The organism is Musicola keenii (genome assembly GCF_014855505.1).
In the GTDB taxonomy this organism is placed as follows: Bacteria; Pseudomonadota; Gammaproteobacteria; order Enterobacterales; family Enterobacteriaceae; genus Musicola; species Musicola paradisiaca.
The window spans coordinates 298914-323718 of record NZ_JAAWVW010000001.1 but is presented as its reverse complement, the minus strand read 5'-3'; the positions used below and the strand labels follow the sequence as shown (position 1 = coordinate 323718).

24 protein-coding genes and 4 tRNA genes are annotated in these 24805 nt (G+C 53.2%); 5 read left to right on the top strand and 23 right to left on the bottom strand.

The window, feature by feature from the left end; genetic code table 11:
- Window positions 1-37: 37 nt before the first annotated feature.
- From yigB to lptM, 5 genes are all read right to left on the bottom strand, one after another.
- Window positions 38-754: a 5-amino-6-(5-phospho-D-ribitylamino)uracil phosphatase YigB gene (yigB, locus tag HEP82_RS01470; RefSeq protein WP_192456462.1), complete on the bottom strand. Its 717-nt coding sequence runs from the start codon at window positions 752-754 to the stop codon at window positions 38-40.
- Complete coding sequence (xerC, locus tag HEP82_RS01465; protein ID WP_192456461.1) at window positions 754-1662, bottom strand: tyrosine recombinase XerC; 909 nt, start codon at window positions 1660-1662, stop codon at window positions 754-756. The genes yigB and xerC overlap by 1 nt, the downstream gene beginning before the upstream one ends.
- Window positions 1659-2360 (bottom strand): DUF484 domain-containing protein, encoded by a 702-nt coding sequence (locus tag HEP82_RS01460; protein WP_192456460.1) that lies wholly within the window; start codon window positions 2358-2360, stop codon window positions 1659-1661. The genes xerC and HEP82_RS01460 overlap by 4 nt, the downstream gene beginning before the upstream one ends.
- Window positions 2357-3181, bottom strand: a complete 825-nt coding sequence (gene dapF, locus HEP82_RS01455) for a diaminopimelate epimerase (RefSeq protein WP_192456459.1) — start codon at window positions 3179-3181, stop codon at window positions 2357-2359. Before dapF ends, HEP82_RS01460 begins: the two co-directional genes overlap by 4 nt.
- Before the next feature lie 94 nt (window positions 3182-3275).
- Window positions 3276-3449: an LPS translocon maturation chaperone LptM gene (gene lptM, locus HEP82_RS01450; RefSeq protein WP_012763871.1), complete on the bottom strand. Its 174-nt coding sequence runs from the start codon at window positions 3447-3449 to the stop codon at window positions 3276-3278.
- A gap of 77 nt (window positions 3450-3526) precedes the next feature.
- On the opposite strand from lptM, the gene cyaY reads away from it, so the two are divergent.
- A complete protein-coding gene (gene cyaY / locus HEP82_RS01445; RefSeq protein WP_192456458.1) occupies window positions 3527-3847 on the top strand; it encodes an iron donor protein CyaY in 321 nt (106 codons plus the stop codon).
- Between the two features lie 41 nt (window positions 3848-3888).
- On the opposite strand, the gene HEP82_RS01440 is transcribed toward cyaY, so the two are convergent.
- The gene (locus HEP82_RS01440) at window positions 3889-6444 is read right to left on the bottom strand and encodes a class I adenylate cyclase (protein WP_192456457.1); all 2556 of its coding nucleotides are present in this window, start codon (window positions 6442-6444) and stop codon (window positions 3889-3891) included.
- Window positions 6445-6771: 327 nt separating this feature from the next.
- Between HEP82_RS01440 and hemC the strand changes: the two genes are divergently transcribed.
- The 4 genes from hemC to hemY are packed head-to-tail and all read left to right on the top strand — an operon-like array spanning window position 6772 to window position 10791.
- Window positions 6772-7710, top strand: a complete 939-nt coding sequence (hemC, locus tag HEP82_RS01435) for a hydroxymethylbilane synthase (protein WP_192456456.1) — start codon at window positions 6772-6774, stop codon at window positions 7708-7710.
- Entirely contained in the window at window positions 7707-8447 is a 741-nt protein-coding gene (hemD, locus tag HEP82_RS01430) for a uroporphyrinogen-III synthase (protein ID WP_192456455.1), read from the top strand. Before hemC ends, hemD begins: the two co-directional genes overlap by 4 nt.
- 23 nt (window positions 8448-8470) lie before the next feature.
- A complete protein-coding gene (gene hemX, locus HEP82_RS01425) occupies window positions 8471-9595 on the top strand; it encodes a uroporphyrinogen-III C-methyltransferase (protein ID WP_192456454.1) in 1125 nt (374 codons plus the stop codon).
- 2 nt (window positions 9596-9597) lie between these two features.
- The gene (gene hemY / locus HEP82_RS01420) at window positions 9598-10791 is read left to right on the top strand and encodes a protoheme IX biogenesis protein HemY (RefSeq protein ID WP_192456453.1); all 1194 of its coding nucleotides are present in this window, start codon (window positions 9598-9600) and stop codon (window positions 10789-10791) included.
- Between the two features lie 36 nt (window positions 10792-10827).
- On the opposite strand, the gene HEP82_RS20080 is transcribed toward hemY, so the two are convergent.
- The 17 genes from HEP82_RS20080 to thrP form a co-directional block, all read right to left on the bottom strand.
- Window positions 10828-10962 (bottom strand): hypothetical protein, encoded by a 135-nt coding sequence (locus HEP82_RS20080; RefSeq protein ID WP_269150404.1) that lies wholly within the window; start codon window positions 10960-10962, stop codon window positions 10828-10830.
- A 185-nt stretch (window positions 10963-11147) separates the two neighbouring features.
- On the bottom strand, window positions 11148-12146 hold the full coding sequence (idnR, locus tag HEP82_RS01415; RefSeq protein WP_192456452.1) for a DNA-binding transcriptional regulator IdnR: 999 nt from the start codon (window positions 12144-12146) through the stop codon (window positions 11148-11150).
- Window positions 12147-12213: 67 nt separating this feature from the next.
- Window positions 12214-13533 (bottom strand): gluconate:H+ symporter, encoded by a 1320-nt coding sequence (locus tag HEP82_RS01410; RefSeq protein WP_192456451.1) that lies wholly within the window; start codon window positions 13531-13533, stop codon window positions 12214-12216.
- A 92-nt stretch (window positions 13534-13625) separates the two neighbouring features.
- A complete protein-coding gene (idnO, locus tag HEP82_RS01405) occupies window positions 13626-14390 on the bottom strand; it encodes a gluconate 5-dehydrogenase (protein ID WP_192456450.1) in 765 nt (254 codons plus the stop codon).
- Between the two features lie 25 nt (window positions 14391-14415).
- Window positions 14416-15447, bottom strand: a complete 1032-nt coding sequence (idnD, locus tag HEP82_RS01400) for an L-idonate 5-dehydrogenase (protein ID WP_192456449.1) — start codon at window positions 15445-15447, stop codon at window positions 14416-14418.
- 951 nt (window positions 15448-16398) lie between these two features.
- Window positions 16399-17556 carry a M20 peptidase aminoacylase family protein gene (locus tag HEP82_RS01395; RefSeq protein ID WP_192456448.1) on the bottom strand — a complete coding sequence of 386 codons (1158 nt, stop codon included), beginning with the start codon at window positions 17554-17556 and terminating at the stop codon, window positions 16399-16401.
- A 77-nt stretch (window positions 17557-17633) separates the two neighbouring features.
- Window positions 17634-18395 carry an amino acid ABC transporter ATP-binding protein gene (locus HEP82_RS01390; RefSeq protein WP_192456447.1) on the bottom strand — a complete coding sequence of 254 codons (762 nt, stop codon included), beginning with the start codon at window positions 18393-18395 and terminating at the stop codon, window positions 17634-17636.
- A 9-nt stretch (window positions 18396-18404) separates the two neighbouring features.
- Window positions 18405-19076 carry an amino acid ABC transporter permease gene (locus tag HEP82_RS01385; RefSeq protein WP_192456446.1) on the bottom strand — a complete coding sequence of 224 codons (672 nt, stop codon included), beginning with the start codon at window positions 19074-19076 and terminating at the stop codon, window positions 18405-18407.
- 60 nt (window positions 19077-19136) lie between these two features.
- Window positions 19137-19907, bottom strand: coding sequence for an amino acid ABC transporter substrate-binding protein (locus tag HEP82_RS01380; protein ID WP_192456445.1), 771 nt, complete (start codon window positions 19905-19907; stop codon window positions 19137-19139).
- Window positions 19908-20444, bottom strand: a complete 537-nt coding sequence (locus HEP82_RS01375) for a GNAT family N-acetyltransferase (protein WP_192456444.1) — start codon at window positions 20442-20444, stop codon at window positions 19908-19910.
- Between the two features lie 11 nt (window positions 20445-20455).
- Window positions 20456-21820 carry an adenylosuccinate lyase gene (gene purB, locus HEP82_RS01370; RefSeq protein WP_192456443.1) on the bottom strand — a complete coding sequence of 455 codons (1365 nt, stop codon included), beginning with the start codon at window positions 21818-21820 and terminating at the stop codon, window positions 20456-20458.
- Window positions 21821-22071: 251 nt separating this feature from the next.
- Window positions 22072-22410, bottom strand: coding sequence for a nuclear transport factor 2 family protein (locus HEP82_RS01365; RefSeq protein ID WP_192456442.1), 339 nt, complete (start codon window positions 22408-22410; stop codon window positions 22072-22074).
- Between the two features lie 191 nt (window positions 22411-22601).
- Window positions 22602-22678, bottom strand: a tRNA-Pro gene (locus HEP82_RS01360).
- 26 nt (window positions 22679-22704) lie between these two features.
- Window positions 22705-22790, bottom strand: a tRNA-Leu gene (locus HEP82_RS01355).
- A gap of 20 nt (window positions 22791-22810) precedes the next feature.
- Window positions 22811-22886, bottom strand: a tRNA-His gene (locus HEP82_RS01350).
- Window positions 22887-22959: 73 nt separating this feature from the next.
- A tRNA-Arg gene (locus HEP82_RS01345) sits at window positions 22960-23036 on the bottom strand.
- A gap of 146 nt (window positions 23037-23182) precedes the next feature.
- On the bottom strand, window positions 23183-24577 hold the full coding sequence (gene thrP / locus HEP82_RS01340; protein WP_192456441.1) for a bifunctional threonine/serine APC transporter ThrP: 1395 nt from the start codon (window positions 24575-24577) through the stop codon (window positions 23183-23185).
- Window positions 24578-24805: the final 228 nt, after the last annotated feature.

Below are 24805 nucleotides of genomic sequence, written 5' to 3'. Positions count from 1 at the left end.
ATCCCACTGTTTATTTATACAGTCAGCAAGGCAGGGATTATAGCAATGCCGTTAGCGATGCCAACCTGAAAATCTCCACATGAGGCAGCAACCGGGCATCGGGAATATGCATCAGATTACCGTCCCGCAGGTTGATCCAGCAAGATTGCATCCCGTTGCGAACCGCGCCGGCGACATCCGTGGTGAGATCATCCCCCACGTGCAGCAGGCTGTGCAACGGCAAATTCAGCTTTTCCGCCGCACGATGGTACATATCGCCCCAGGGCTTTGAACGACCATCCGGGCCGGCGCGCAGGATAAAACGGAAATAGTCCCCCAAACCGCAGGCGTGCGGATCCGCATTACCGTTAGTGATTGCCACCAACGGCCAGCGTTGCGCCAGAGCCGTCAGGGTATCGTGGGTTTCCTGCGGTACTTCAATGCGGCTGCGCCAGTGCGCAAACTCCGCCATCACCGCGTCCGCTCCGCGATGGGACTCCGACGGCGTCAAACCCGCCCGGTGCATCGCCAACTGTACGGAACGCCAGCGCCAGTACGTAACATCATGATAAATTTCAGGTTCCTGCTGTCGCAACTCCTGACGCAGTCGCGCCAGGTTATCCACCGTCAGCAACGCTAGCGCGGGATGGTAATCCTGCAGAAAACGCAGCGTTTCCCGCTCAGTGCGCAAAATAACGTCATGGTTGTCGTACAGCGTATCGTCCAGATCAAAAGTCATCGCGCCGATCGGCCCAAGCGGACGGTAGAAATGCATCAGGATTTTCCTCGTTTGGCACGCGGATGCGCGGCATCGTACACCGATGCCAGATGTTGAAAGTCAAGGTGGGTATAGATTTGGGTGGTCGACAGGTTGGCATGGCCAAGCAATTCCTGCACCGCGCGCAAATCACCACTGGATTCCAGCATATGCGTCGCGAAAGAGTGTCGCAGTTTATGAGGATGAACATGGCTGCTGATACCTTGTTTCACCCCCCACTCGGCAAAGCGTTTCTGTACGTTCCGCATTGAGATTCGCTTTCCCCGGCTGGAAACAAAGACGGCATCATCGTCCGGCGCATAAATTTCACGCACATCCAGCCAACGTCGCAACCAGGCCACCGCAGTGGCGCCTATCGGCAGACGGCGCTCTTTACTGCCTTTTCCCAACACCCAGATTTCGCCGTCCGCCAGATCAAGATGACGGCAATCAAGCCCCACCAGCTCCGCCAAACGTAAACCGGCACCATACATGACTTCCAACATGGCCCGGTCACGGACAGCCAATGGATCATTCAGGTCGATCGCCAACAGGCGATCCGTCTCATCCACATCCATATTCTTCGGCAAATGGCGCCCCGCTTTGGGTGCGGATACGCCACGCGCCGGGTTGGCGCTCAGTTCGCCCCGACTCACTAACCAGTCAAGGAAACTGCGCAGTGCAGACAGACGCTGGGCCAGGCTGGCGGCGCTGAGCCCGTCGCGCTTGCCGCGCGCCGCCAACGAACGCACACCGGCGGCGTCCAGCCGGCGCCAGTCGCTTACGCCGCTCTCTTCAAGAGTCGATGCGATAACCTGCAACTGATGTTGATAACTGCGCAACGTCAATGGGCTGAGCCGACGCTCTACACGCAGATAGCGAAGAAAGGCATTGACCGGTATGACAAGGGGGGATGGCGCAGTCATAAGCGTTCAATCCAACGCTCCAGCAATGTCGGCACAAGAATCGCCAGGTGCTGTAGCAGATCGGTACCCATTCCGTCCTGATAATGATGGCTGTCACGGCTGCTGAACATCAGCAACCCCAGATCGCCGTTGTTCCCCATTAGCGACAGGGCCACCGACCCGACCTGTCGGGCCTGGGGCAACAGCAACAGCAGTTCTGCACTGTTCAACGTACCGAGATAGTGTTTTTGGTCGCCCAGTCGTTGAATGCGCAGCGGCTCAAACAACGTTCTGTTCAGCGCCAGATACGTAAAATCAGAAGGCGCGCCAATGCGCCAGCGATCGCTGAACAGACGGATCGTCGCACCCGACAGCCCCAGATCGCGCGCCCATCGGTACAACCGATCTAACAGCGATTGCAACGAATCGGCCGTCGACAACGCCAATTGCAGTTGTAGCAGCTGGTTAAACAGTGTCTCATTACGCATCGCCTGTTCCATCAGCAGAGCGATTTCTTCTTCCAGATACTGAATTCTCGCGCGCTGACGGGACATCTGCCATTCCACCAGCGATACCGTTCCCCTTACCGGGTGAGGAACCCGCATTTGGGCGGCCTGATGCGCGTGACGAATGAAAAAGTCAGGATGCTGATGCAGATACTGCAGCACCTGTTCGTCAGTCATTTCCTGACGTGCAACCTGCCCTTCATTCCCTTTCATAGATGAATAAATCCATCATAGACGTGTGTCGCCGGGCCAGTCATGAACAGCGGGTTTCCGGGGCCATCCCAATGAATATTCAGTTCACCACCCGGTAGCCGGACATTAACGTCCGCCGCCAGCAGCCCTTGCTGAATCCCCACGGCGACCGCTGCGCACGCACCGCTGCCGCAGGCCCGGGTTTCTCCGGCACCGCGTTCATATACCCGCAACTGAATCGCATTGCGATTGATTATCTGCATAAAACCAATATTAGCGCGCTCAGGGAAACGCTCATGGCTTTCCAACAACGGCCCCAATGTTTCAACCGGCGCGGTATCCACATTCTCCACCTGAATCACGCAATGCGGATTCCCCATGGAAACGACGCCGCACATCACAGTGCGCTCAGCCACCCGCAGAATGTAGGTTTTCTCCGGCTTAGCCGCACGGAACGGCACCTGTTGCGGTTCAAAATTGGGTTCTCCCATGTTGACGCGCACCAATTCGTCTTCCGTCACGGAAAGAACCATACGCCCATTGTGCGTACTGACATTGATGTCACGTTTGTTGGTCAACCCTTTGAGACGAACGAAACGGGCAAAACAGCGTGCGCCGTTGCCGCATTGCGCAACTTCACTGCCGTCTGCATTAAAGATTCGATAATGAAAATCCAGTTCAGGATCATAAGGCGGTTCGACGATCAGCAACTGATCGAATCCCACGCCACAGTGTCGATCCGACAGCCGGCGGATCAACTCCGGCGAAAAGTAGACATTCTGCGTTACGGCATCGACAACCATAAAATCGTTGCCCAAACCGTGCATTTTGGAAAACTGCATTATCCTGACCCCGCTGACTTACATCCGCTACGAGAATGGCTCCCCGTTATCCGCAATCTCTTGTTGCTCAATCATGCCACCTGGCTATCTCCAACTATTGGGTTTTGGCAGGCGACGATTGTTGCTGAGTCTGGTTAGTTTGCTGTTGCACTTGTTTTGCTGGTGCAGGCGTATTTTCCGGCGGGAAATAGAGCGGCCCTTTAAGACCACAACCAACCAATGACAACACCAACAGAGCCAGCGCGCTCTGGCGAAAAACTTTATTCATTTTGTTAAAACCTGTCATTCATAGACCTATGCTCTCTATAATCGCAGGTGGATCATGAAAATCAATAGGAATCGAATATGAACGATAGCGAGTTTCATCAATTGGCCGACGCTTTGATGTTGAAAATAGAGGAAACGCTGGATCGATTTGATGGCGATGCGGATATCGATTATGAAACCAACGGCGGCGTCATGACGCTCAGTTTTGAAAACGGCAGCAAGATTGTGATCAACCGGCAGGAGCCCATGCACCAAGTCTGGCTGGCGACCAAAAGCGGCGGTTATCACTTCGACTACCGCGATGGCCTTTGGATTTGCGATCGCAGCGGCAACAAGTTCATGGCGTTGCTGGCAACGGCCTGTTCCGAGCAGAGCGGCGAAGACGTCAACTTTGGGTAAACGGCCGTCGGGGTGACAACGCACACCCCGGCAGACAGATGTCACAGCATCTGTAACCGATGGTTCAGCACCGGATTTTTCTCTTCCGATGCTGAAGCGGAATACAAATGGGAGATAGCATTGCTGCGAAAAGGAACGGCTTGAACACGCCCTTCCAACTGCACAATTTGATAGAACTGCGGCAGGTTGAAATTGATAAAACTGGAGCCGTAGGTAAAACGGTCGTGCGACGACGAGTAGAACCGGCTGACATCCCGTACCAACTCTTCCTTGCTTCCTTCACAGTGGTGATACACTTCAACCCGGTTGGACTCATCCAGAATATAAATATTGAACCCTTGATTATCTTGCTGATCTTCAAAAAAGAACTGGATGATCCCCTCGCTGGCGACGCCATCCACTACCGGCGGCAGATGGATTGGATTGGTTTCGACCTGAACCGGCAACTCTTGCAGTTTGTTATTGGAGATGGCGCCGTAAAACTCCACCGCATTCTCCAGCTTCTGGGCAGACACGCTCAGACGTTCGAAGAACAATCCCCAGGTTTCACCCGCCACCTTCACAGCCTTAAAGCGTCCCGGATCCTGACGGGTACTGGTCAGGCGCAATTCGATACACTCGGAAACCAACTGTTGTACCCGCGTGCGAATAAGACCTCGAAGATGTTGGCTATAGCAGAACACCTCCAGCGACTCCGGCAATGCAGCATCCTGATGCATTTTGCCAAGAATGGTTTTCAACGCTTCCAGCATCGCCTGTTCGCCACTGAAATGCAGCGTTCTCACTTCGTTCCAGGAATTGCGATACAGCAAGTCGATGCTGCCCACCAGACACTGCTGCTGTTGGCCAAAGCTGAATACATCAAGCTGCCGAAAATCAAAATGCACCACCTGATTGCGGAACGCCGCCGTTGGGTCATATTCCAGATTGACGATAATCGCCAGATGTCGGATTTCACACGGGCTGTAAAGCGCTTTCGGCGTCGGTGCGGGAACCCGCAGCGGGAAATGGCTGGAAACATCGGAGACCAGCTCCTGCAACCTGGCGATATCGCACAGATCGTGCCCTTTAATATGCAAACGGGTGGACGGCGTCAGCAGACCATTGAAATACGCCCAAGCCACCAGCTTATTCAGGTAGCGGTTATATTCCAGCGGCTGGTGGCTAACGATAGCGTCCATTGACGGCGCCTGATTGTATAGATACCAACCTGAACGATTGGCACGGCCCGGCGGTACATGGATAAATGTGAGGTTGGTTTCCGATAAATCAGGTGAAATCTGCGGGTTAACCAGCGTCACTTTGCCTGGCAACGCTTCAAAAGCCGCGTACAGTTTGCGGGTCAACACACCGATATCCTGCGGGCTGGCGCTGACACTCAAATTGTTGCGACGTGCGAAGCGGATCAGGTTGCGATAACTCTGCATCATCGCATCCAGCAATTCATTGTGCGCCTCGCGTACTCGACCAATTTTCCAGTTGGCACGATTGTCGAGCACCCGGATACGGGTCTCATCCCACCCCCACTCCCGAACCATTTGGGCCAGAATCTGGCGACGCCAGGCGGTACACGCTCGTTCGAGGGACAGTTTCTCGCACACTTTCAGGTAGAAACAGCGTCTTACCAAATCCAAACGGGTGGTATCGCCGATATCATTCAGATACTGGGTTACACGCTCCAGCATCATGCAGTAAGGATCGAGGCCATAGGAGACGATTTCTCCTTTGTGCAGACGGGTCTTGATTTCTGTCGACAACAGGCGGGTGTTGGGGTATTCCCAGGAATAAGTCTCCAGCAGCAACGTTTTCAATACCGCCTTATAGGGAGAGTCTATGCTCTTGTACAACTGCCACAAGCTGGCGCCGAAATACTCTTCCGCCGACAACGTGCTCAATCCACCCAGATCCAGCCATTCGTTGGGAGCCAGTGCACCTTGCGCATACAGGGAAAGCACGTACTCATCGTAATTGGCTTCCTCTTCCACCGGCACCATATTCCACAGAATACGTTTGCCCGCCATACGCACTGCAGTGCGGTAAAACTCATCCAACAGCAAAATATGCTGGGTCGAACCACAATCCTCGCCGCTGAGGCTACCGCTCTCATTGTGGCGAAAACGGTTCTCGTCCATCACGAAAAAACTGACATCCACGCCTTGTCCCGCCGCCCATTTTTCAAGCAAAGAACATTTTTGTTGCAGACGTTGACGCTCGTCGTTATCGAGCCAGGATTGATGACAAACCCAGATATCCAGATCGGAACTGCAGCTCTGACCGATAGAGGAGGTACTACCCATGGAGTAAACGCCGGTGATCGGCAACTCGTCTTTGTGATCGGGCGCCGACAGCTCACCCCAGCGAAGCTCTACACTATCAAGGTAATGTTGTTGTTTTTCATCAGGCGTAAACAGGCAAATGCCGTGCGGAACTTTACCTTCCACATATCCCGGCATCAGCGGATGATGATGATGTAATAAAACTGGCAAAAGACTGTATACCTGCTGAAAAGCGGGTTTCATTGCTTCCAGAGCACGATCAACACGCAGTTGGTTAATCGCATCCAGTCTTTGCTTCAGGGTCTCGATGTAGAAGTACAAGACGTTTTGCCTGCTTATCCCAGTGCCGATAAATAAAGCCGACGCTTCCGGATCTGCCCTGTAATTTGCTTAGAGGAATAGCGGGCAGGTATTGCTGGAAACGTGATCAATTTAACACCTTGCTGAAACAGCGTAAAGAAAGTAAAGAAAGTTAGATTTGTCTAATGGTGCTTCGCCACTGCTCAGATTATCGCCTGTTCAAGGGAGCGGTGTCATCTCTCTTTACACCCTGAATCACATCCCGTCAGGCGCGACCACCGCCCGCCACTGACACCGGCTCGCCTTCGGTGGTACGATGAAAAGAAAGGATCGAAAACGGTATCAAGCATGGTAGACAATATTCTAAGGATTGCCACCCGACAAAGCCCGCTCGCGCTGTGGCAGGCGCACTACGTGCAGCAACGTTTACAAGCCTGTCATCCTGGGCTGCAGGTGGAGCTGGTGCCCATGGTCACACGCGGTGATGTCTTGCTGGATACACCGTTGGCCAAGGTAGGTGGCAAGGGGCTGTTCGTCAAAGAGCTTGAACTGGCTTTGCTGGAAGATCGCGCCGACATCGCCGTGCACTCCATGAAGGATGTCCCTGTCGAATTCCCAGCCCAATTAGGTCTGGTCACTATTTGCGAGCGGGACGACCCGCGCGACGCCTTCGTCTCGAACCGATACGCCAATCTGGATGCATTACCGCCCGGCGCCGTAGTCGGCACCTCCAGCCTGCGGCGCCAATGCCAACTTCGCGCCCGCCGTCCGGATCTGGTTATCCGCGATCTACGCGGCAACGTCGGCACCCGGCTCGGCAAACTGGATAACGGCGATTACGACGCCATCATTCTGGCTGTCGCCGGTCTGAACCGTCTGGGATTGGAAGGCCGAATCCGCGCAGCGTTGAGTCCAGAACAATCACTCCCGGCAGTGGGTCAGGGCGCTGTCGGCGTGGAGTGTCGCCTCGACGACACACGGACGCGCGCACTGCTGGCTCCGCTCAATCATGATGATACCGCCGTGCGTGTACTGGCCGAACGCGCTATGAATACACGCCTTGAAGGCGGCTGTCAGGTACCGATCGGCAGCTACGCCGAATTGCAGGATGACGCCATCTGGTTGCGCGCGCTGGTAGGGTCTCCCGACGGCAGCCGCATCATTCGCGGCGAACGCACCGGTCGCCGTCAGGACGCCGAACAGTTGGGTATTTCCCTGGCGGATGAACTCCTGGCCGCCGGCGCCAGAGAGATACTGCAGGCCGTGTACGGGGGAGCCAACTCATGACGATTCTGGTTACCCGTCCCTCCCCCGCAGGTGAGCAACTGGTAGCCCGTCTCCGATTGGCTGGTTTTCACGCCTACCACAGCCCGTTAATCGAATTTTCTCCCGGCCGGGAATTAGCGTCGTTGCCCACACGGCTTGCTGCGCTTCAGGCAGGCGATCTGGTTTTCGCCTTATCGCAACATGTGGTGGAGTTCGCCGAACCGCTGATGTCACGCGGCGGCTATGTCTGGCCCAGCAGTCTGACGTACTACGCCGTTGGGCGCACGACTGGATTAGCACTGCATACCGTCAGTGGTTTGCCGGTAAATTACCCGCCGGTGCGAGCCACCAGCGAAACTCTGCTACAACTTCCTGAACTACAAAACGTTGCCGGACGGCACGCCTTACTCTTGCGCGGCAACGGCGGTCGAGAATTGCTGGGCGATACGTTGCAGGAACGAGGCGCCATCGTCAGCTACTGCGAATGCTATCAGCGGACGCTCGTACACTACGATGGCGCGGAACAATGCCAACGTTGGCAAACACTTGGCGTGAATACACTGGTCATAACCAGCGGGGAGATGCTGCAAGCGCTCCATGACCTGGTACCGGATGTTTATCAGGCCAACTGGCTGTTAACATGTCGGGTCATCGTCGTCAGCGAGCGGCTGGCCGAGGCCGCTCGTAAACTCGGCTGGAACGACGTCAACGTGGCCGACAATGCCGACAATGATGCGCTGATGCGCGCCCTACAATAACCAAGATCATAGGATGTATGATTATGACGGAACACGTTACCCCCTCAACGCCTTCTGAAGAGGTTGTCGAACGGGTTGAACCCGCGCATCCGCAGAAATCACCGACACCACCGGCCCGTCAGGGTATTGTACCGTGCGCTGTCGCTATCGTCGTCGCGCTAGCGCTGAGCGGCGGCGTTTACTATTACGCCCATCAACAGCTACAACGCCAGTCGACGGAAACGGCCCTTCTGAAAGAGCAAATCGCCGCGTTGCAGAAGCAACAGACACAATCCCAACAACAATGGCAGCAGGCGCAGGAACAGCAGAGCAAGATACAGAATGCGGATGAACAACGTCTGACGGCGTTGGCCCGACAGGCGGGAGAAATGCAGGAAAAACTGGCAACGCTGTCCAACAGCGACGCCAAAACCTGGCTGCTGGCGCAGGCAGACTTTCTGGTTAAACAGGCCGGACGTAAACTATGGAGCGATAAGGACGTCACCACCGCCGGCGCGTTGCTGAAAAGCGCCGATACCAGTCTGGCGGAGATGAACGACCCCAGTCTGCTCGATGTCCGCCGCGCCATCACTCATGATATCAACCAGTTAGCAAACATCAGCCAGATCGATTTCGACGGCATCATCCTTAAGGTCAACCTGCTGGCGGATCAAGTAGACAACCTGCGACTGGCGGATACCGAGAGCAGCAACGATGAACCCATGGAAGAAAACGATACCACGCTGTCGGCCTCCCTCAGCGAATGGCGCCAGAATTTGAGCAAAAGCTGGCATAACTTCCTGTCCGATTTCATTACCATCCGCCGCCGGGACAACACGGCTGAGCCGCTGCTGGCACCGAATCAGGACGTCTATCTGCGCGAAAACATCCGCTCCCGCCTGTTAATTGCCGCACAGGCGGTTCCGCGCCACCAGAATGAAACCTACAAACAATCGCTGGAAACGGCCGCAACCTGGATTCGCGCTTATTTTGACGAAGAGGATCCCACGACCAAAGCGTTTCTCGAACAGTTGGATATGTTAAGCCAGCAATCGATAACCATGGATTTGCCGACCGAGTTGCAGAGCCAGCCGTTACTTGAACAGCTGATGCAAACCCGGGTTCGCAACCTGCTGACTCAACCGGCTGCAACCCCACGGGAGGGCTGAACATGCTGAAGGTTTTTCTGCTGTTTGCGATTCTGATCGCCGGCATCGTAGTGGGCCCGATGCTGGCCGGCCATCAGGGCTACGTCCTGATTCAGACAGATAACTACAACATTGAAACCAGCGTGACCGGGCTGGTCATCATGTTGGTGTTATTACTACTGGCATTTACTGCGCTGGAATGGCTGCTCAGACGTCTGTTCCGCACGGGTGCCCGCACCCGGGGTTGGTTTATTGGCCGTAAACGCAGCCGCGCTCGCCAGCAAACCCGGGCGGCGCTGCTGAAACTGACCGAAGGCGACTACCATCAGGTTGAAAAGCTGCTGACCCGCAACGCCGACCACGCCGATCAGCCGGTGGTCAACTATTTGCTGGCGGCCGAAGCGGCCCAGCAGCGCGGCGACGATTTCCGCACCCGGCAATATCTGGAGCGGGCGGCGGAAATCGCCGACAACGATCAGCTACCGGTGGACATCACCCGAGTACGCATCCAGTTGGCGCGTAATGAAGATCACGCCGCCCGGCACGGCGTGGATCGATTGTTGGAAGTAGCGCCGCGTCATCCGGAAGTCCTGCGGCTGGCGGAGCAGGCGTTTTTGCGCACCAGCGCTTATAGCGCCCTGCTGGATATCCTCCCCGCCATGCGCAAAACTCGCATTCATGACGAAGCGCATCTGCAATCACTGCAGCAACGCGCCACTATCGGGCTGATGGATCAAGCCATGGCGGAAGGCGGCAGCGAAGGGCTGAAGCAATGGTGGAAAAACCAGAACCGCAAGGTACGGCAGGATCTGTCAATGCAGGTGACGATGGCAGAACACCTCATCGCATGCGATGACCATACGACATCGCAAAACATCATCATTGACGGGTTGAAACGGCAATACGATCACCGTCTGGTGCAACTGATGCCGAGATTGCAGACCGGCAACCCCGAACCGCTGGAAAAAGCGCTGCGCCAGCAGCTCAAACAACGTGCCGATGATGCCCTGCTACACAGCACGCTGGGTCAATTACTGATGAAACACGGCGAATGGAAACAGGCCAGCGAAGCTTTTCTGGCCGCGCTGGCACTGCGTCCGGATGCGTATGACTACGCCTGGTGCGCCGACGCTTTCGACCGGCTGAAGATGTATGAAGATGCCGCCCGAATGCGGCGCGAAGGGCTTACACTCACTCTGCAAACCGAGCAGAAATAAATACGCCCGCCCTGCACCAAGAAAGCAGGGCGGCGTTCATTTAGCGCCCTGAATCATCGCGCCGCCCTCTAGGCTGGATACCACCTGATGAAAAATCGTCAACTGTTCATGCCCTGAACCGCCGACAGGTCGAGGCAAACCTGCCGCGCTCACGCCCACAACATCAAACATCAAACGCTTACGGCTGATTGCGTATTCACGCTGACATCCTGAATCAGCATTGAATAATTGTTGGCATACAGCCGCGCTGCCTTTATCAAAATCACCAGCAGGTAATGATCATCGCCAAAGACAGAGCCGTATTTTCATCGTGATGGTTATGAGTATGTATCCTATTGATTGAATGGAACGCGATGCTACAACGTATCTCCGCGGTAAATCTGATACCCCAAATCCGTTGAATACGTTGAGTAGTCTCTGTCACTGATTTTATTAAGCAAAATGGTCGCTGCCCGTTGCCCGATAGCGAAGCGAGGGGTAATAACAGTGGCAAGACTGGGTATCATTTCTCGTCCGATATCAAGGCCATGAAACCCAGCGATAGAAACGTCCTCCGGTACACGAATACCTTTTCTCAGGCAATATAATAATGCGCCGACAGCAATATCATCATTGGTGCAAAATATTCCATCCAGATCGGGATACTCAATAAACGCCTGTTCGATCAGTTGCGCCCCGAGCTGCATGGAAGAAATAGATTTGGGGTTAATTCGATAGGATGACAACCCGTGTTGCCGCATTGCGTCGCAATACCCCTGATAGCGTAATTCATCGCGCAAATCATCTTGGGAACCAAAATAAATAATTTTCTTTTTCTGACGATTTTCCAACATCGTCGACACCATATCAAACGCCGCACGGCTATTCTGAAACCCAACCTCCATATCCAGGCTTTCGCCTTCGGTATCCATCACTTCTACAATGGGAATATTGGCATTGCGTAGATTTTTCACTGCCCGCAAGGTGTGTGATTTTTCGGAAAGAATAATACCGTCAATATTATAAGAGAGCAGATTAAGGATCTGTTTTTCTTCTGAATCCCGTTTGTAATTATAATTAGCAATCAAAATCTGGTATTGATTACCGGATGTCACTGATTCAATGCCTGCCAGCAGGTCGGCAAAAAGCTGATTGGTAAACGAAGGAATTAATACACCTATCGTATAGCTTTTTATATTCAGCAACATTTCCGGAGCACGATTGGGGATATAGTCAATATCCGCCATCACCTGGGCAATCTTTTTTCCTGTTTCAGGAGAAACCTGATTCGGCGTGCGTAAATAACGGCTAACCGTCATTTTGGTGACATTCGCCAGATTAGCGATGTCCTGCAAGGAAACCCGATACTTTCTCATCACGCCTCTTCACGCTGCTCTTCGGGGCAGGAAGCCGCAGCGTTCCTGCCCCGCATGCCGTTAATGCTTAATGAATAATATTATTCAATATCAATACCCCGATGATACCCAGAACAGAGATTAAAGTTTCCATCACCGTCCACACCTTTAATGTCTCGCCGACACTCAGGTTGAAATACCCCTTAAACAACCAGAAACCGGGATCATTAACGTGTGAGGCAATCACGCTGCCCGACCCTACCGCCAACACCATCAGCGCCGGATCGGCGTGATTGGCCGAAATCAGCGGCAACACGATGCCCGCCGTCGTAATAGCGGCCACCGTGGCCGACCCCAGCGCGATGCGCAGCAACGCCGCAACCGTCCAGCACATCAATAACGGCGACAGCGACGACCCTTTCATCAGCTCGGCAATGTACTGCCCTACGCCGCTGTCGACCAGGACCTGCTTGAATGCACCACCGCCGGCAATGATAAACAGGATCATGGCGATCGCACCGATGGAATCGCTGACGATGTCCATCACCGACGCCATATTTCGCCCACCACGCAGCCCCAACGTAAAGACCGCCAGCACGATGGCGATAAACAACGCCACCGCCGGATGGCCAATAAACTCAAAGCATTGCCGAACCGCATTCTCTTTTGGCAACAGCATTTCGCAGATCGCCGCGGCAGCCATCAGAATGACGGGGATAATCGCCGCCAACAGGCTAACGCCAAAACCCGGCATTTCCTCTTCAGTGAAAATTTTCGGGTTAAACAACCCCTTGGGCGGCTCTTTCTCGTATTTCTTCAAAAACCGGGAAAACACCGGCCCCGCGATAATGACCGTTGGAATGGTAATGATCATCCCGTATAGCAGCGTCACGCCCAGATTGGCGTTAAAAATAGTGGCGATGGCGGTCGGCCCTGGGTGGGGCGGCAGAAAACAGTGCGTAACGGACAATGCGGCGACCATGGGAACGCCAACGTACAACAGCGGGAGTTGCGCCGCCGCCACGATGGTAAACACCAGCGGCAACAGCAGGACAAAACCCACTTCGTAAAACATGGCCAGCCCGACAATCAGGCCGGTAATCACCAGGGCCCATTGAATCCGGCTTTTCCCGAAATGGTGAATAAGGGTTGTCGCAATGCGTTGTGCCGCGCCGGTATCCGAAATTAAACGTCCCAGCATGGCGCCGAAACCCAGAATCATGGATAACCCGCCCAGCGTACCGCCAATCCCGGACTGAATAGAAGACATGACTTTCAGTGGCGCCATGCCCTCACCGACGCCGACCAAGGCGGCAACCAGAATTAATGCAATAAAGCCATTTATTTTAAATCCAATCATCAGGATCAATAATAACGCGACCCCTACAGCAATAATGACTAAAGGCATAAGATATTCCTGTAATAAGGGCAGCGAGAATCTCGCCGCCATAGACACGGTGTATCCGCTAATTCGAATTTATTTATATTTTGTCGGCAGTATTAAACCGCGACCAACATACCGCCGTCGACGAACAATAAATGCCCGTTTACAAAGTTGGATGCGCCGGATGACAGGAAAACCGCCGCGCCGATTAACTCCTCCGGATCGCCCCAACGGGCAGCGGGTGTACGCTTCGTCAGCCATGCGGTGAATTCTTGGTTTTCTACCAACGCCTTGGTCATTTCTGTTTTGAAATAACCCGGAGCAATACCATTAACCTGAATATTGTAACGCGCCAGTTCCACACACATTCCGCGCGTCAGCATTTTTACCGCCCCTTTCGATGCGGCATACGGCGTAATAGTGTCTCGACCCAATTCACTTTGCATGGAGCAAATATTGACGATTTTGCCGGCACGGCGCTCCACCATTTTACGGGCCACCGCCTGCGAAACAAAAAAGACGGCGGACTGATTCACCGCAATAACATCATTCCACTCATTTTCCGGAAATTCAGTAAAAGGATGACGCCGCTGAATACCCGCGTTATTAATCAGTACGTCTATTGCACCGATATTCTTTTCTATTCCGTCAATGGCTTCATTCACTTCCTGACTACGGGTAACATCAAACGGCGCGGCGTAAGCGCGATACCCTTGCTCCGTTAATTGCGCAACGGCATGTTCCGCACGCTCGGCGGTAATATCATTGACGATAATTTCGGCACCCTGCTCTGCTAACCCTTTCGCTAATAAAAAACCAATACCTTGCGCCGAACCGGTAATCAGAATCTTTTTATTTTCCAGTGAAAATATATTTTTCATTTTCTGCTCTCTTCACAATATTAATTCAGAAGACCAACTGTACTTTTGCTGCTTTTGATTTATCCGAAGCAAATAACAGTGCCTCTTCAAGATCGGTAAACGTAAATTCCGCACTCAGCAGTGGCAATGGATCGATAACATGGTCGTTCAGCCAGTGCACCGCCGTCGCGAATTCTTCCGTAAAGCGGAATGTACCAACCAGCTTAATTTCCTTGGCGATCAACATCATCATTGGAAAATCGGGAACCGCGCCCCCCATACCGACCTGAACCTGAACGCCTTTGGCACGGGTCACTTCCAGACAGCGTACAATCGATTGGGGATGACCGGAGACTTCGAACGAAATATCAAAATAACCTTTATCCTGCAGATAATCCGAGAAATCGCCCGATTGGGCATGCACCGTTTGGGTGGCGCCCATGGTAGATGCCAAGGCCAGAGAACGTTCGCTAACGTCGGCACAGACAATTTCAGCCGCGCCCATCGCTTTTGCCGCTGCGACCACCAGACAACCAATAGGCCCGACACCGGACACAAACACCCGTTTTCCTTTAATATCGCCAGCCTGATTGACGGCATGGATTGCCACAGCCAATGGTTCGGCAAATACCATCACACGATCGTCAGCCTGATTGTCAAAAGGAATACATTGCGTTGTATCGACAACTTTATATTGAGTAAAACCGCCATTAACATGAGGAAAATACATCGCACTGCCGAAAAAACGCATCGACACGCACTGATTCTCTTCGTGAGCGAGACAATATTTACAATGACCGCAGGGTTTGCTGGGATTAATTGCGACCTTTTGTTGATAACGTAATTCTTTATTATCACTCTGCTCAATAACACCAATAACCTCATGGCCTAAAACCATAGGTTGCTTGACTTCATAATTACCTACTTTCCCTTCGTGATAATAATGAAGATCCGAGCCGCAAATACCGCCACGAGTTATTTTAACCAGCGTTCCGCTGCCTTGATAATGACACTCCTGATGAATGACATTAACTTTTTTCTTTCCTTCCACCACACAGGATTGCGTACTTTCGACCATGCCGCACCTCATTACCTAATAAAATTACCGGATAAAAAGTAGTAGCTATAAAACGTTAAATTTAAGGTCAAAAGTTTGAAGCGGATCACCTTAACTCATGTTACATAACACATGTTACGCATAACGTGATTTGATCACATCATTGTTACAAAACGCATGTTACAAATAATGTGATGCGTTATACAGGTGCCGATTTATTGCCAGAAACGCGCCCTGCTGTGAAACCCTCTCCCGACCAGACGTACAGACCATTTAGCATTTGCCGACACTGATCACGGCTTAACCGCCGATATACATGCTTGCCGGCGGCAACTGCAGGTGCTTCATCAATAAAATACGGCCTCAACATCGCCGCTACCTTGCGCAAAAAAAACGCTTGCCCAATCAAAGGCAAGCGCTAATAAAAATCAGGTCTGAAAGACAACTGTTTAGGTGCCCCACTCAACGTTGCGTCCGCAAACCCGGGAAGTCACCTTCACCGGCAGTGGACGCCAGGCACCATAAAGGCTCTGCGTCATTCCCAGGTTTATGAAGCCGAAGCAAGCATAGAGAGTGGAATGAGCATCTACACAACAGATAAAGCAGATATCGTGCCAAAAAAAACACACTCAACATTAAAAATTAATTTATTGAATTTTAAGCATTTAATTTGTTTATATGGCAACCGGCGACAACGTCAGCCTAAAAATAACGACGGGGTTCACAGAAAGAGTCGCCAATTGGCAACAGATACATTGATGCGAAATAAAACTCTTTTATTTCAGGCAATTAAACGTCTCCGAATAGAGACATCACATAGCAAGAATTGTCGCCATTAACCAACAAGACATCCTGTCGGTTTTCAGGCCGATAGCAACACGTAGCCATTGCCGTGCCAAGTCAGGCTGGATGAATGACAACGCCGACGCTGGTTGCCGGCGTTGTTGTTTCTATCGCGTCGAATCACGTTGATCAGTGCGCCGACAGCTGCTCCAGCGATAGCTTCGCCAGCTGATACAGATAGTGCGCAGTGGGGAACAGCGCCTGGTCATCCACCCGAAATTTGGGGTGATGCAGCGCATACGGGCCGCCGGAGCCGACCATCATAAAGGTACCCGGCAGTTTCTGCTGGTAGAACGCGAAGTCCTCGCCAATCGGGCTGGCTTCCACCCGACGCGCGTCAAAACCCTCGTCGCCGGCAACCTGCAATGCAAACTCCACCCAACGCGGCGTATTCACTACCGATGGCGGGCCGGCATGCCAGATGAACTCGATTTCTGCGCCGAAGGTACTGGCGATGCCGGCCACCACCTGGCGAAAACGCCGCTCAATCAGATCGCGCGCCTCCTGGCTGAAGGTACGCACCGTGCCTTCCACATAGGCGGTATCCGGGATGACGTTCCAGGTGCTGCCGCTGTGCACCTGAGTGATGGACACCACCGCGTTGTTATCCGAGGGGACATTGCGGCTGACGATGGTCTGCACCGCAGTGATTAATTGACCGAGAATGATGATCGGATCGTTGCCTTCATGCGGCTTGGCGGCATGACAGCCCTTGGCGGCAATTTTGATTTCAAAGCGGTCGACCCCCGCCGTCAGCGCACCGTCTTTACCGCCGATGACGCCGACCGGCAGCGTCGGATCGTTGTGGATACCGAAAATGGCGGTTGCGCCATCCAACGCACCCGCCGCAATCACCTCCGGTGCGCCGAGACCGGTTTCTTCCGCCGCCTGAAACAAAATCCGCACGGTGCCTTTCAATTCCGCTTCCGCGCGTTTAAGTAAAATTGCGGCGCCCAGCGCGGCAGAGGAGTGAAAATCATGCCCGCAGGCGTGCATCACGCCGGGGTTTTTCGAGCTGAATTCGACACCGGACTCTTCTTCAATCGGCAGTGCGTCAATATCGGAGCGCACCACCACCAATGGGCCATCCTGTAAACCACCCACTTCCGCCACCAGACCGGTTTTCAGCGGCAAATCCAGAATGTGGATACCTTCTTTTTCCAGCACGGCGCGAATTTTCCGCGTGGTTTCAAATTCCTGATTGGACAATTCCGGATGCTGATGCAGCTCGTGCCGGAACGCCTGAATAAACTGTGCCAACGGCTCATGCTGCGCGTGCACTTTCATTATGGTGACTCCTCTATTCGCCCCGAATTCAGGGCTGCCCGCTTCAACGGGCGTAGCAGGTGAACAAGGTATTAGCGTCAGATATCAAACTCTGACGGCTCTTCAATATTCGTCAGTTGGCGCAGGAAACGGCGGGTCTGCGGATTGTCGGAGAAGCGGATCACCTTCTCTGCCGGCCCTTGCTCCACAATATGCCCATCCGCCATAAAGATCACCCGATCCGCCACCTCTCTGGCAAACTGCATTTCATGCGTCACGATCACCATGGTGGTGGTGTTGGCCGCCAGTTTCTGAATCACTTGCAACACTTCATGAACACGCTCTGGATCCAGTGCAGAAGTGGGTTCATCAAACAGAATCGCTTTCGGATCCACCGCCAATGCCCGTGCGATACTGACGCGCTGCTGTTGCCCGCCGGACAGCGTGACCGGGTACTGATTCGCCTGCGGCAACAGACCGACCTGCTCCAGCAGCACCAGGCCAATCTCCTCCGCCTGTTTTTTCGGCATTTTTTTCACCACAATCAGAGCTTCAGTGATGTTTTCCAGCGCCGTCTTGTTCTTAAACAGGTTGTAATTCTGAAACACCATCGCCGTCTGCCGGCGCAGTGCATATTCCGCCTTGGTGGTGTAATCACGGGTATCCAGCGTCTGCTCGCCGATGGTGATGGTGCCAGCCTCCGGCTTCTCCAGCAGATTCAGGCAACGCAGCAACGTCGATTTACCGGAACCGGAAGGACCGATGATGGCGACCACCTCGCCCTCTTCGATATCCAGGCTGATGTTGTTCAGCACTACCTGTTCGCCGAACCGTTTAGTCAGGTTTTTTACGCTAATCATGTCGGCTCCTTAACGCTGCCGGGAATGGCTCAGTTTCTTCTCCAGTCGGGTCTGGAACCAGGAATAGGCGATAATCACCAGCCAGTAAATCAGCCCCACGACCAGGAAGGTTTCAAAAAATCGCAGCGATTCCGCGGCGATCATCTTTCCTTCGGCAAACAGCTCGGAAACGCCCAGCGCAAACGCCACCGAGGTATCCTTAATCAGCGAAATAAAGGTGTTGCCCGTTGCGGGCAGCGCATTGAGCATCGCCTGCGGCAGCACGATGCGGCGGTAGATCTGCACTCGGCTCATCCCGACAGACAGCCCGGCTTCCGTCTGCCCGAAATCCACCGACGCCAGCGCGGCGCGGAAAATTTCCGCCATATAGGCCGAATTTTTCAGGCTGAAGCCGATAATCGCCGCCGTCATCGCCGACAGGCCATTCAACGCCGGAAACAGTTGAGGCAAACCGAAATAGATGATGAACAGTTGCACTAGCGAAGGAATGCCGCGGAACAAGGAGATATACAGTTCCACCAGCTTCGCCACCACCAGCACCCGGCTTTCACGAATCAGCGCCAACGCCAGCCCTAGCACAATCGCGATCGCCATCGAGACAATCGCCAACAGTGCCGTGGTCGGCAAATACATCAATACCTGGGGGAATACCTTCAGCAGGTAGGAGAAATCGATATTCATGGATAAGACCTTGAAGCAGGCGCCAGCCGGCGCCTGCGGAGTTAGCGGGCAAAGGCGGGATTATTGGCCCGCAGTGATATCCTCACCAAAATATTTCACAGACAGCGCCTTCAGACGGCCGTCGGTACGCATTTTATTCAGCTCGTCATCAAACTGTTTGCGCAGCGCATTTCCTTTCTCATCTTTCTGGAACGGGAAGCCGACTTTTTCCACCACCAGCGGGCTACCGACCATCTTAAACGGCAGATTACGCTTGTTGATCTCCGCCAGCAGAATCGGGCGGGAGTTGATATAACCATCCACCCGTTTGGCGAGCGCATCACTCATCGCACCATCGCGGGTTTCGTAAGTACGAATATTGACGCTGCCGTCGGCAAACGCCTTTTTCAGGTTGTTAACGTGATTGGAACCCAAAACGCCAGCCACGGTTTTCCCTTTCAGATCATCCAGCGTGTTGATGCCGGTATTATCCTTGTGGGTCACAATCTGACTGCCGTAGTAGCTGTAAGGTTGGGAAAAATTGTATTTTTCCTCGCGAGCAGGGGTGATGGCTACCACGTTGGCGATGGTATCCAGTTTTTTGGCTTCCAGTTGGCCCATCAGGCCGCTGAAGTCCGCAGTAACCCACTCAACTTTGTAATTCAAATCTTTAGCGATGGTTTCCGTCACTTCCACATCAAACCCCACCAGCTTGTTGTCCTGTTTGAACGCGCTGGGGTAACTCTGACCGGTTGCGCCAACGCGCAAAACTTTGTCATCTTTTTGAGAATCACAACCCGCCATCAGTAAAGCAGCTGCGAATGCGAATGCTGATAAGATTATTTTTTTCATTTATATCTCCGCTCTTGGATGTTTCTTTTTCCACTGGTCATAACGTTGCGGGTCGAGCACTTTCTCCATAAAAATAGTCAGGTGTCCTTTACCCAGATCAGCCTGACACACATCCTTAAACCCATAATGTCTGTACATTTCAAGCAGCCAGGGATGGTTTTTCGCGGTCCCCAGCGATACGGCCGGCGCCTTCAACTGCTCAAGCAGAATGTCTTGCTCCAGCCAGTCCAGCATTTGACGGCCCAGCCCCTGTTGTTTGAAATCAGGGTGTGTGGCGAACCACCCGATATGCGGCAATCCAAACGGCCCCGGTTCCGGCCCCCACGGGTAACGGATAGAACACGAAGAGGCGAAGCGTCCCTCTTTTTCCATCACGTACACGCCATTATGCTGAATATGAAAACGGATCCGCTCAATGTCTGCGTAAGCGGCATCAAACTTGATGCCCATCTCGCGCACAGGCGCATAAGCCGCTAATGCCAGCTCAAGAAACGCCTCGTCGTCCGCCAGTGTAACTTGGCGAAATATCGTACTCATGGCAACTCCTGTCATTCAGCCAGCAGGCCGCTATCGTCGGCGTAGCGAATGACATCGTCCACTTTCTGCGGCGCGCTGCCCAGATAATTGGTCGGATCGAGCCACGCATCCAGATCATCTGCGCTCAGTTGTGACGCCAGCACTGGGTGCTCCAGCAGCACATCCTTGAAATGACGATTTTGCTCAAACGCCGCCATGGAACATTCGTACACCAGATGGTGCGCCGTCTGTTTTCCCAACCGTTTGCCGATTTCAAACATGACTTTTTCAGACAGCAGCAACCCGTTTTGCAATTCCAAATTGGCGCGCATCTGTCTTTCATTGACCGACATGCCGCGCAAAATACCCAGCGCGTTCTGCAATTGCGCCGACAGATAAATATTGATTTCCGGCAATGCGATCCACTCGGCGCGCCAGCTCATGGCATCGCGCTCATGCTCCACTTTCATGGACTCGTGAATCAGGGCAGCACTTTTGAACAGCGGCGCCGTCAGGCTGGCCAACCCTTCCAGGGCAGCGGGATTGCGCTTGTGCGGCATCGTGGTGGAACCGATTTTCCCTTCCGAGAAGGGCTCTTCGATTTCGTTGATTTCGGTACGCATTAGGTTGTACAGCTCGTTACCGATTTTGCCCAGCGTGCCGCTGATCAATACCGCGACAGAGGCATATTCGGAAAAACGGTCACGGGCGGACTGCCAGCCGATATTCGGCGTATTCAACCCCAGACGCTTCAACGTCTGGCGTTCAATTTCCGGCCCCAGCTCGCCGAAGGAGGCATAGGTGCAAATGGCGCCGCTGATGTTGCCCACCAGCACGCGCTCACGGATTTCATTAAGCCGTTGCAGGTGGCGTACAAATTCATCTAGCCACACTGCCAGCTTGAAACCAAAGGTCGTCGGCAACGCTTGCATGCCGTGCGTGCGTCCCGTCATCGGCGTGTATTGATACTGCTTCGCCAGACGTTTCAGCTCACGCGCGACCAAACGGGTATCGCGCACCACGATATCGAATGACTGCCGCAACTGCAGCACCGTGGCGGTATCCACTACATCCTGTGTTGTCACGCCATAATGAATGTACTCACCGGCGTCACCGCACTGTTTCTGGATAGCGGTGATGGTAGGCATCAGAGAGTGCTTCATGCGCGCGGCGTCCTGCGCGATGGATTCGATATTCAATGTACTGGCGTCGGCATGGCGGGCGATGGCATCAGCGGCGTCCTGCGGGATAACCCCCAGTTCACCCTCCGCCAGCGCCAGCGCCACTTCTACGTCAACCTGCCTGGTCATCCGGTTTTGCTCTGACCAAACGGTGCGCATTTCTGGTGTACCAAAATTATTACCAATAAGAAGAAAATCAATGAGATGTGATGCCATAACTTACTCTTGTACGTGTAATTTGCGGGCAAAAAAAGGCGGGTCTGTATGATGTAAATATGCCCGAAAATATATCATCCACAGGAGGTCGCCCATATATCTTATGGATATAAGATATACCTCATTGTTTTGTCACATGCCAACAAACACGTCACGCTGGCATGACGAAACATTCACATTGCTATCGAAAAACCAGATATCGAGCACTCAACATGGCAGCGCCCTCTCTACGGCACTGCCTTTCCCGCGACTCAGTCGACGAAGTAAAACCAGGCGGTAACAATCAGCCCGTTTTTCACCTCAAACACCGCGATGCTTTCCACCGGCCCGGGAGCGATGCCGTAGATCTTTTCATGGTCGAACACTTTGTTTCCCAGTACCGTGCGGGAAAGCAGTTCGGCACGCAACGCTGGATTATTAAAACGTTGTTCGCAGTAAAACGCTTCCAGCACGATTTTCCCTTCGATAAAAGGCGACGTCGCCGGCATACGGTAGGCTCGAAAATTATCGCTATAGCAGGCGATAAACCTTGCCAAATCACGGGCGTTATAGGCTTCAAATTGTTCCTGTACCGGGATGATTACTGACACGAAAACCTCCTATTTATGCACAAAAAATGAATTAAAATTCAAATAAACGTACACGAAGGCAGTCAAAAAAGAAATACGACAAAAGATGAGGTGGCATGATCTGTCATGATGGGAAACCATGACAAAAAACCCGCACCCTTAATTAAGGATGCGGGTCTTAATAAGACTTCCGAATATTTCGGGAAAGAAGATGGTCGGCGAGAGAGGATTCGAACCTCCGACCCACTGGTCCCAAACCAGTTGCGCTACCAAGCTGCGCTACTCGCCGATTTTTTTCTTCTTCAATCGTTTGTGTGGTGCGAAGAGAGGGACTTGAACCCTCACGTCCGAAGGACACTAACACCTGAAGCTAGCGCGTCTACCAATTCCGCCACCTTCGCATATCACAAACTTTAGAAGTTGGGGTGGCTAATGGGACTCGAACCCACGACAACTGGAATCACAATCCAGGGCTCTACCAACTGAGCTATAGCCACCATATACCACTGCTTAACTACGTATTTCGGTACTCGATTACGGGGTACCTCCGCAGCTCCGCGCACAACTTAATGGCGCGCCCGACAGGATTCGAACCTGAGACCTCTGCCTCCGGAGGGCAGCGCTCTATCCAGCTGAGCTACGGGCGCGTAGCGCCGTTGCGGGTGGGGATAGTACGGATTTAATATGGGGCTGTCCAGTGCTTTTTCGCAGAAATGATGCGTTTGCTTATGCTTTGCTCATTTATGAGCAAACCCTAACCAGACCGCCTTTCCGCCCCGGCGCACGGCGAAAATTACTCGGCTTCAGCCTGTATTTCCGCCTGTTTTTTACCCAGTCCCAACAAGGCGTAGCAGACGCTGACCACCCCCAGGAATATGCAGCCGACGATCAGCGACATACGGGTATCGACATTCACATACATTCCCACCAATACACATGCCAAAAACACCATGGTCAGATAGTTGACCCACGGAAACAGTACGGAACGGAATGGGTGGCTCGCTATCGCTGCACGATGTTGTTCGCGAAAACGTAACTGGCTGATCAGCACCACAAACCACGGCACCATGCCCGGCAGCACACTGGCGCTGTAAACATAGACGAAAACTTTTTCCGGATTCGGGATGATGTAGTTCAGCATCGAACCGGCAATCAGACACAGGATAGAAACCGCTACCCCAGCAGCCGGTACGCCGCCGGCGGTAACACGCCCCAACGCCGCAGGCAGTTGGCGGTTGCTGGATAGGGAATACAGCATGCGCCCGCAGCTGTACATACCGCTGTTGCAACCGGATAGCGCCGCCGTCAACACAACAAAATTGATGATACCTGCCGCCGCGGTAATGCCGATCCTGGAGAACGTCAGCACAAACGGGCTGCCGGTAGTGCCGATTTCATTCCACGGGAAGATGGTAACGATGACGAAAATAGCGCCCACATAAAAAATCAGGATACGCCACAGAATATTGTTAATCGCACGCTTTAATGTCACCTGCGGATTACGGGCTTCACCGGCAGTAATGCCAACCAATTCAACGCCCTGGTAGGATGCCACCACCAGACACAGCGCAAACAGCAATCCCTTCCAACCGCCGGCAAGAAAACCGCCGTGTTCAGTCAGATTGGCAAGTCCGGTGGACTGCCCATGGTTGCCGAAACCGAAAAAGATAATGCCGAGACCTACCACGATCATCACGATAATGGTGGTGATTTTAATCATGGAGAACCAGAACTCTATCTCGCCGTACAGACGCACGGCAGCCAGATTGGCGACAGCGACCATGACCACGGCGGCAATCGCAGGGATCCACTGCGGCAGATCCGGGAACCAATACTGCACATAGACGCCGATAGCGGTAATCTCCGAAATCCCGACCGCCATCCACATAAACCAGTAGCTCCAGGCGGTGAGATAACCGAAGAACGGGCTCAGATAATTGTGCGCATAAACGGCAAAAGAACCGGTTACTGGTTCCAGAAACAGCATTTCGCCCATGCTGCGCATAATAAAGAACACAAAAATACCGGCTACGATATAAGCCAGCAGCACAGACGGGCCCGCCCATTTCAGCGCACTCGCCGCCCCCATGAACAAGCCCACGCCGATAGTGCCCCCCAGCGCGATCAACTCAATGTGTCGCGCCTCCAGGCCACGGTGAAGCTTGTCCTGTTTGGTTGTATTTGCCATATATCCTCTGTTTTTTGTATGTCGTTGCTGTATCCCTGCCAGCGATGGAGCTCTGTAGGCTTTTTTAAGCACGGCGCATCTTGCGGCGATGTCGGCCGACTGCCATAAAAAACGGCCGAAAAGATACCGCAATGCCGGCGGGATTCATACCACCCTGTACCCGCGCATGATGAAATATTCATCGATTTATTACGTTGATCTCAGCACAGAATCACGAGGGAAAATTGC

Coding starts and splice junctions, on each gene's coding strand:
- yigB (WP_192456462.1), bottom strand. CDS start 754: ATGCATTTCTACCGTCCGCTTGGGCCGATCGGCGCGATGACTTTTGAT.
- xerC (WP_192456461.1), bottom strand. CDS start 1,662: ATGACTGCGCCATCCCCCCTTGTCATACCGGTCAATGCCTTTCTTCGC.
- HEP82_RS01460 (WP_192456460.1), bottom strand. CDS start 2,360: ATGAAAGGGAATGAAGGGCAGGTTGCACGTCAGGAAATGACTGACGAA.
- dapF (WP_192456459.1), bottom strand. CDS start 3,181: ATGCAGTTTTCCAAAATGCACGGTTTGGGCAACGATTTTATGGTTGTC.
- lptM (WP_012763871.1), bottom strand. CDS start 3,449: ATGAATAAAGTTTTTCGCCAGAGCGCGCTGGCTCTGTTGGTGTTGTCA.
- cyaY (WP_192456458.1), top strand. CDS start 3,527: ATGAACGATAGCGAGTTTCATCAATTGGCCGACGCTTTGATGTTGAAA.
- hemC (WP_192456456.1), top strand. CDS start 6,772: ATGGTAGACAATATTCTAAGGATTGCCACCCGACAAAGCCCGCTCGCG.
- hemD (WP_192456455.1), top strand. CDS start 7,707: ATGACGATTCTGGTTACCCGTCCCTCCCCCGCAGGTGAGCAACTGGTA.
- hemX (WP_192456454.1), top strand. CDS start 8,471: ATGACGGAACACGTTACCCCCTCAACGCCTTCTGAAGAGGTTGTCGAA.
- hemY (WP_192456453.1), top strand. CDS start 9,598: ATGCTGAAGGTTTTTCTGCTGTTTGCGATTCTGATCGCCGGCATCGTA.
- HEP82_RS20080 (WP_269150404.1), bottom strand. CDS start 10,962: ATGTTTGATGTTGTGGGCGTGAGCGCGGCAGGTTTGCCTCGACCTGTC.
- idnR (WP_192456452.1), bottom strand. CDS start 12,146: ATGAGAAAGTATCGGGTTTCCTTGCAGGACATCGCTAATCTGGCGAAT.
- HEP82_RS01410 (WP_192456451.1), bottom strand. CDS start 13,533: ATGCCTTTAGTCATTATTGCTGTAGGGGTCGCGTTATTATTGATCCTG.
- idnO (WP_192456450.1), bottom strand. CDS start 14,390: ATGAAAAATATATTTTCACTGGAAAATAAAAAGATTCTGATTACCGGT.
- idnD (WP_192456449.1), bottom strand. CDS start 15,447: ATGGTCGAAAGTACGCAATCCTGTGTGGTGGAAGGAAAGAAAAAAGTT.
- HEP82_RS01395 (WP_192456448.1), bottom strand. CDS start 17,556: ATGAAAGTGCACGCGCAGCATGAGCCGTTGGCACAGTTTATTCAGGCG.
- HEP82_RS01390 (WP_192456447.1), bottom strand. CDS start 18,395: ATGATTAGCGTAAAAAACCTGACTAAACGGTTCGGCGAACAGGTAGTG.
- HEP82_RS01385 (WP_192456446.1), bottom strand. CDS start 19,076: ATGAATATCGATTTCTCCTACCTGCTGAAGGTATTCCCCCAGGTATTG.
- HEP82_RS01380 (WP_192456445.1), bottom strand. CDS start 19,907: ATGAAAAAAATAATCTTATCAGCATTCGCATTCGCAGCTGCTTTACTG.
- HEP82_RS01375 (WP_192456444.1), bottom strand. CDS start 20,444: ATGAGTACGATATTTCGCCAAGTTACACTGGCGGACGACGAGGCGTTT.
- purB (WP_192456443.1), bottom strand. CDS start 21,820: ATGGCATCACATCTCATTGATTTTCTTCTTATTGGTAATAATTTTGGT.
- thrP (WP_192456441.1), bottom strand. CDS start 24,577: ATGGCAAATACAACCAAACAGGACAAGCTTCACCGTGGCCTGGAGGCG.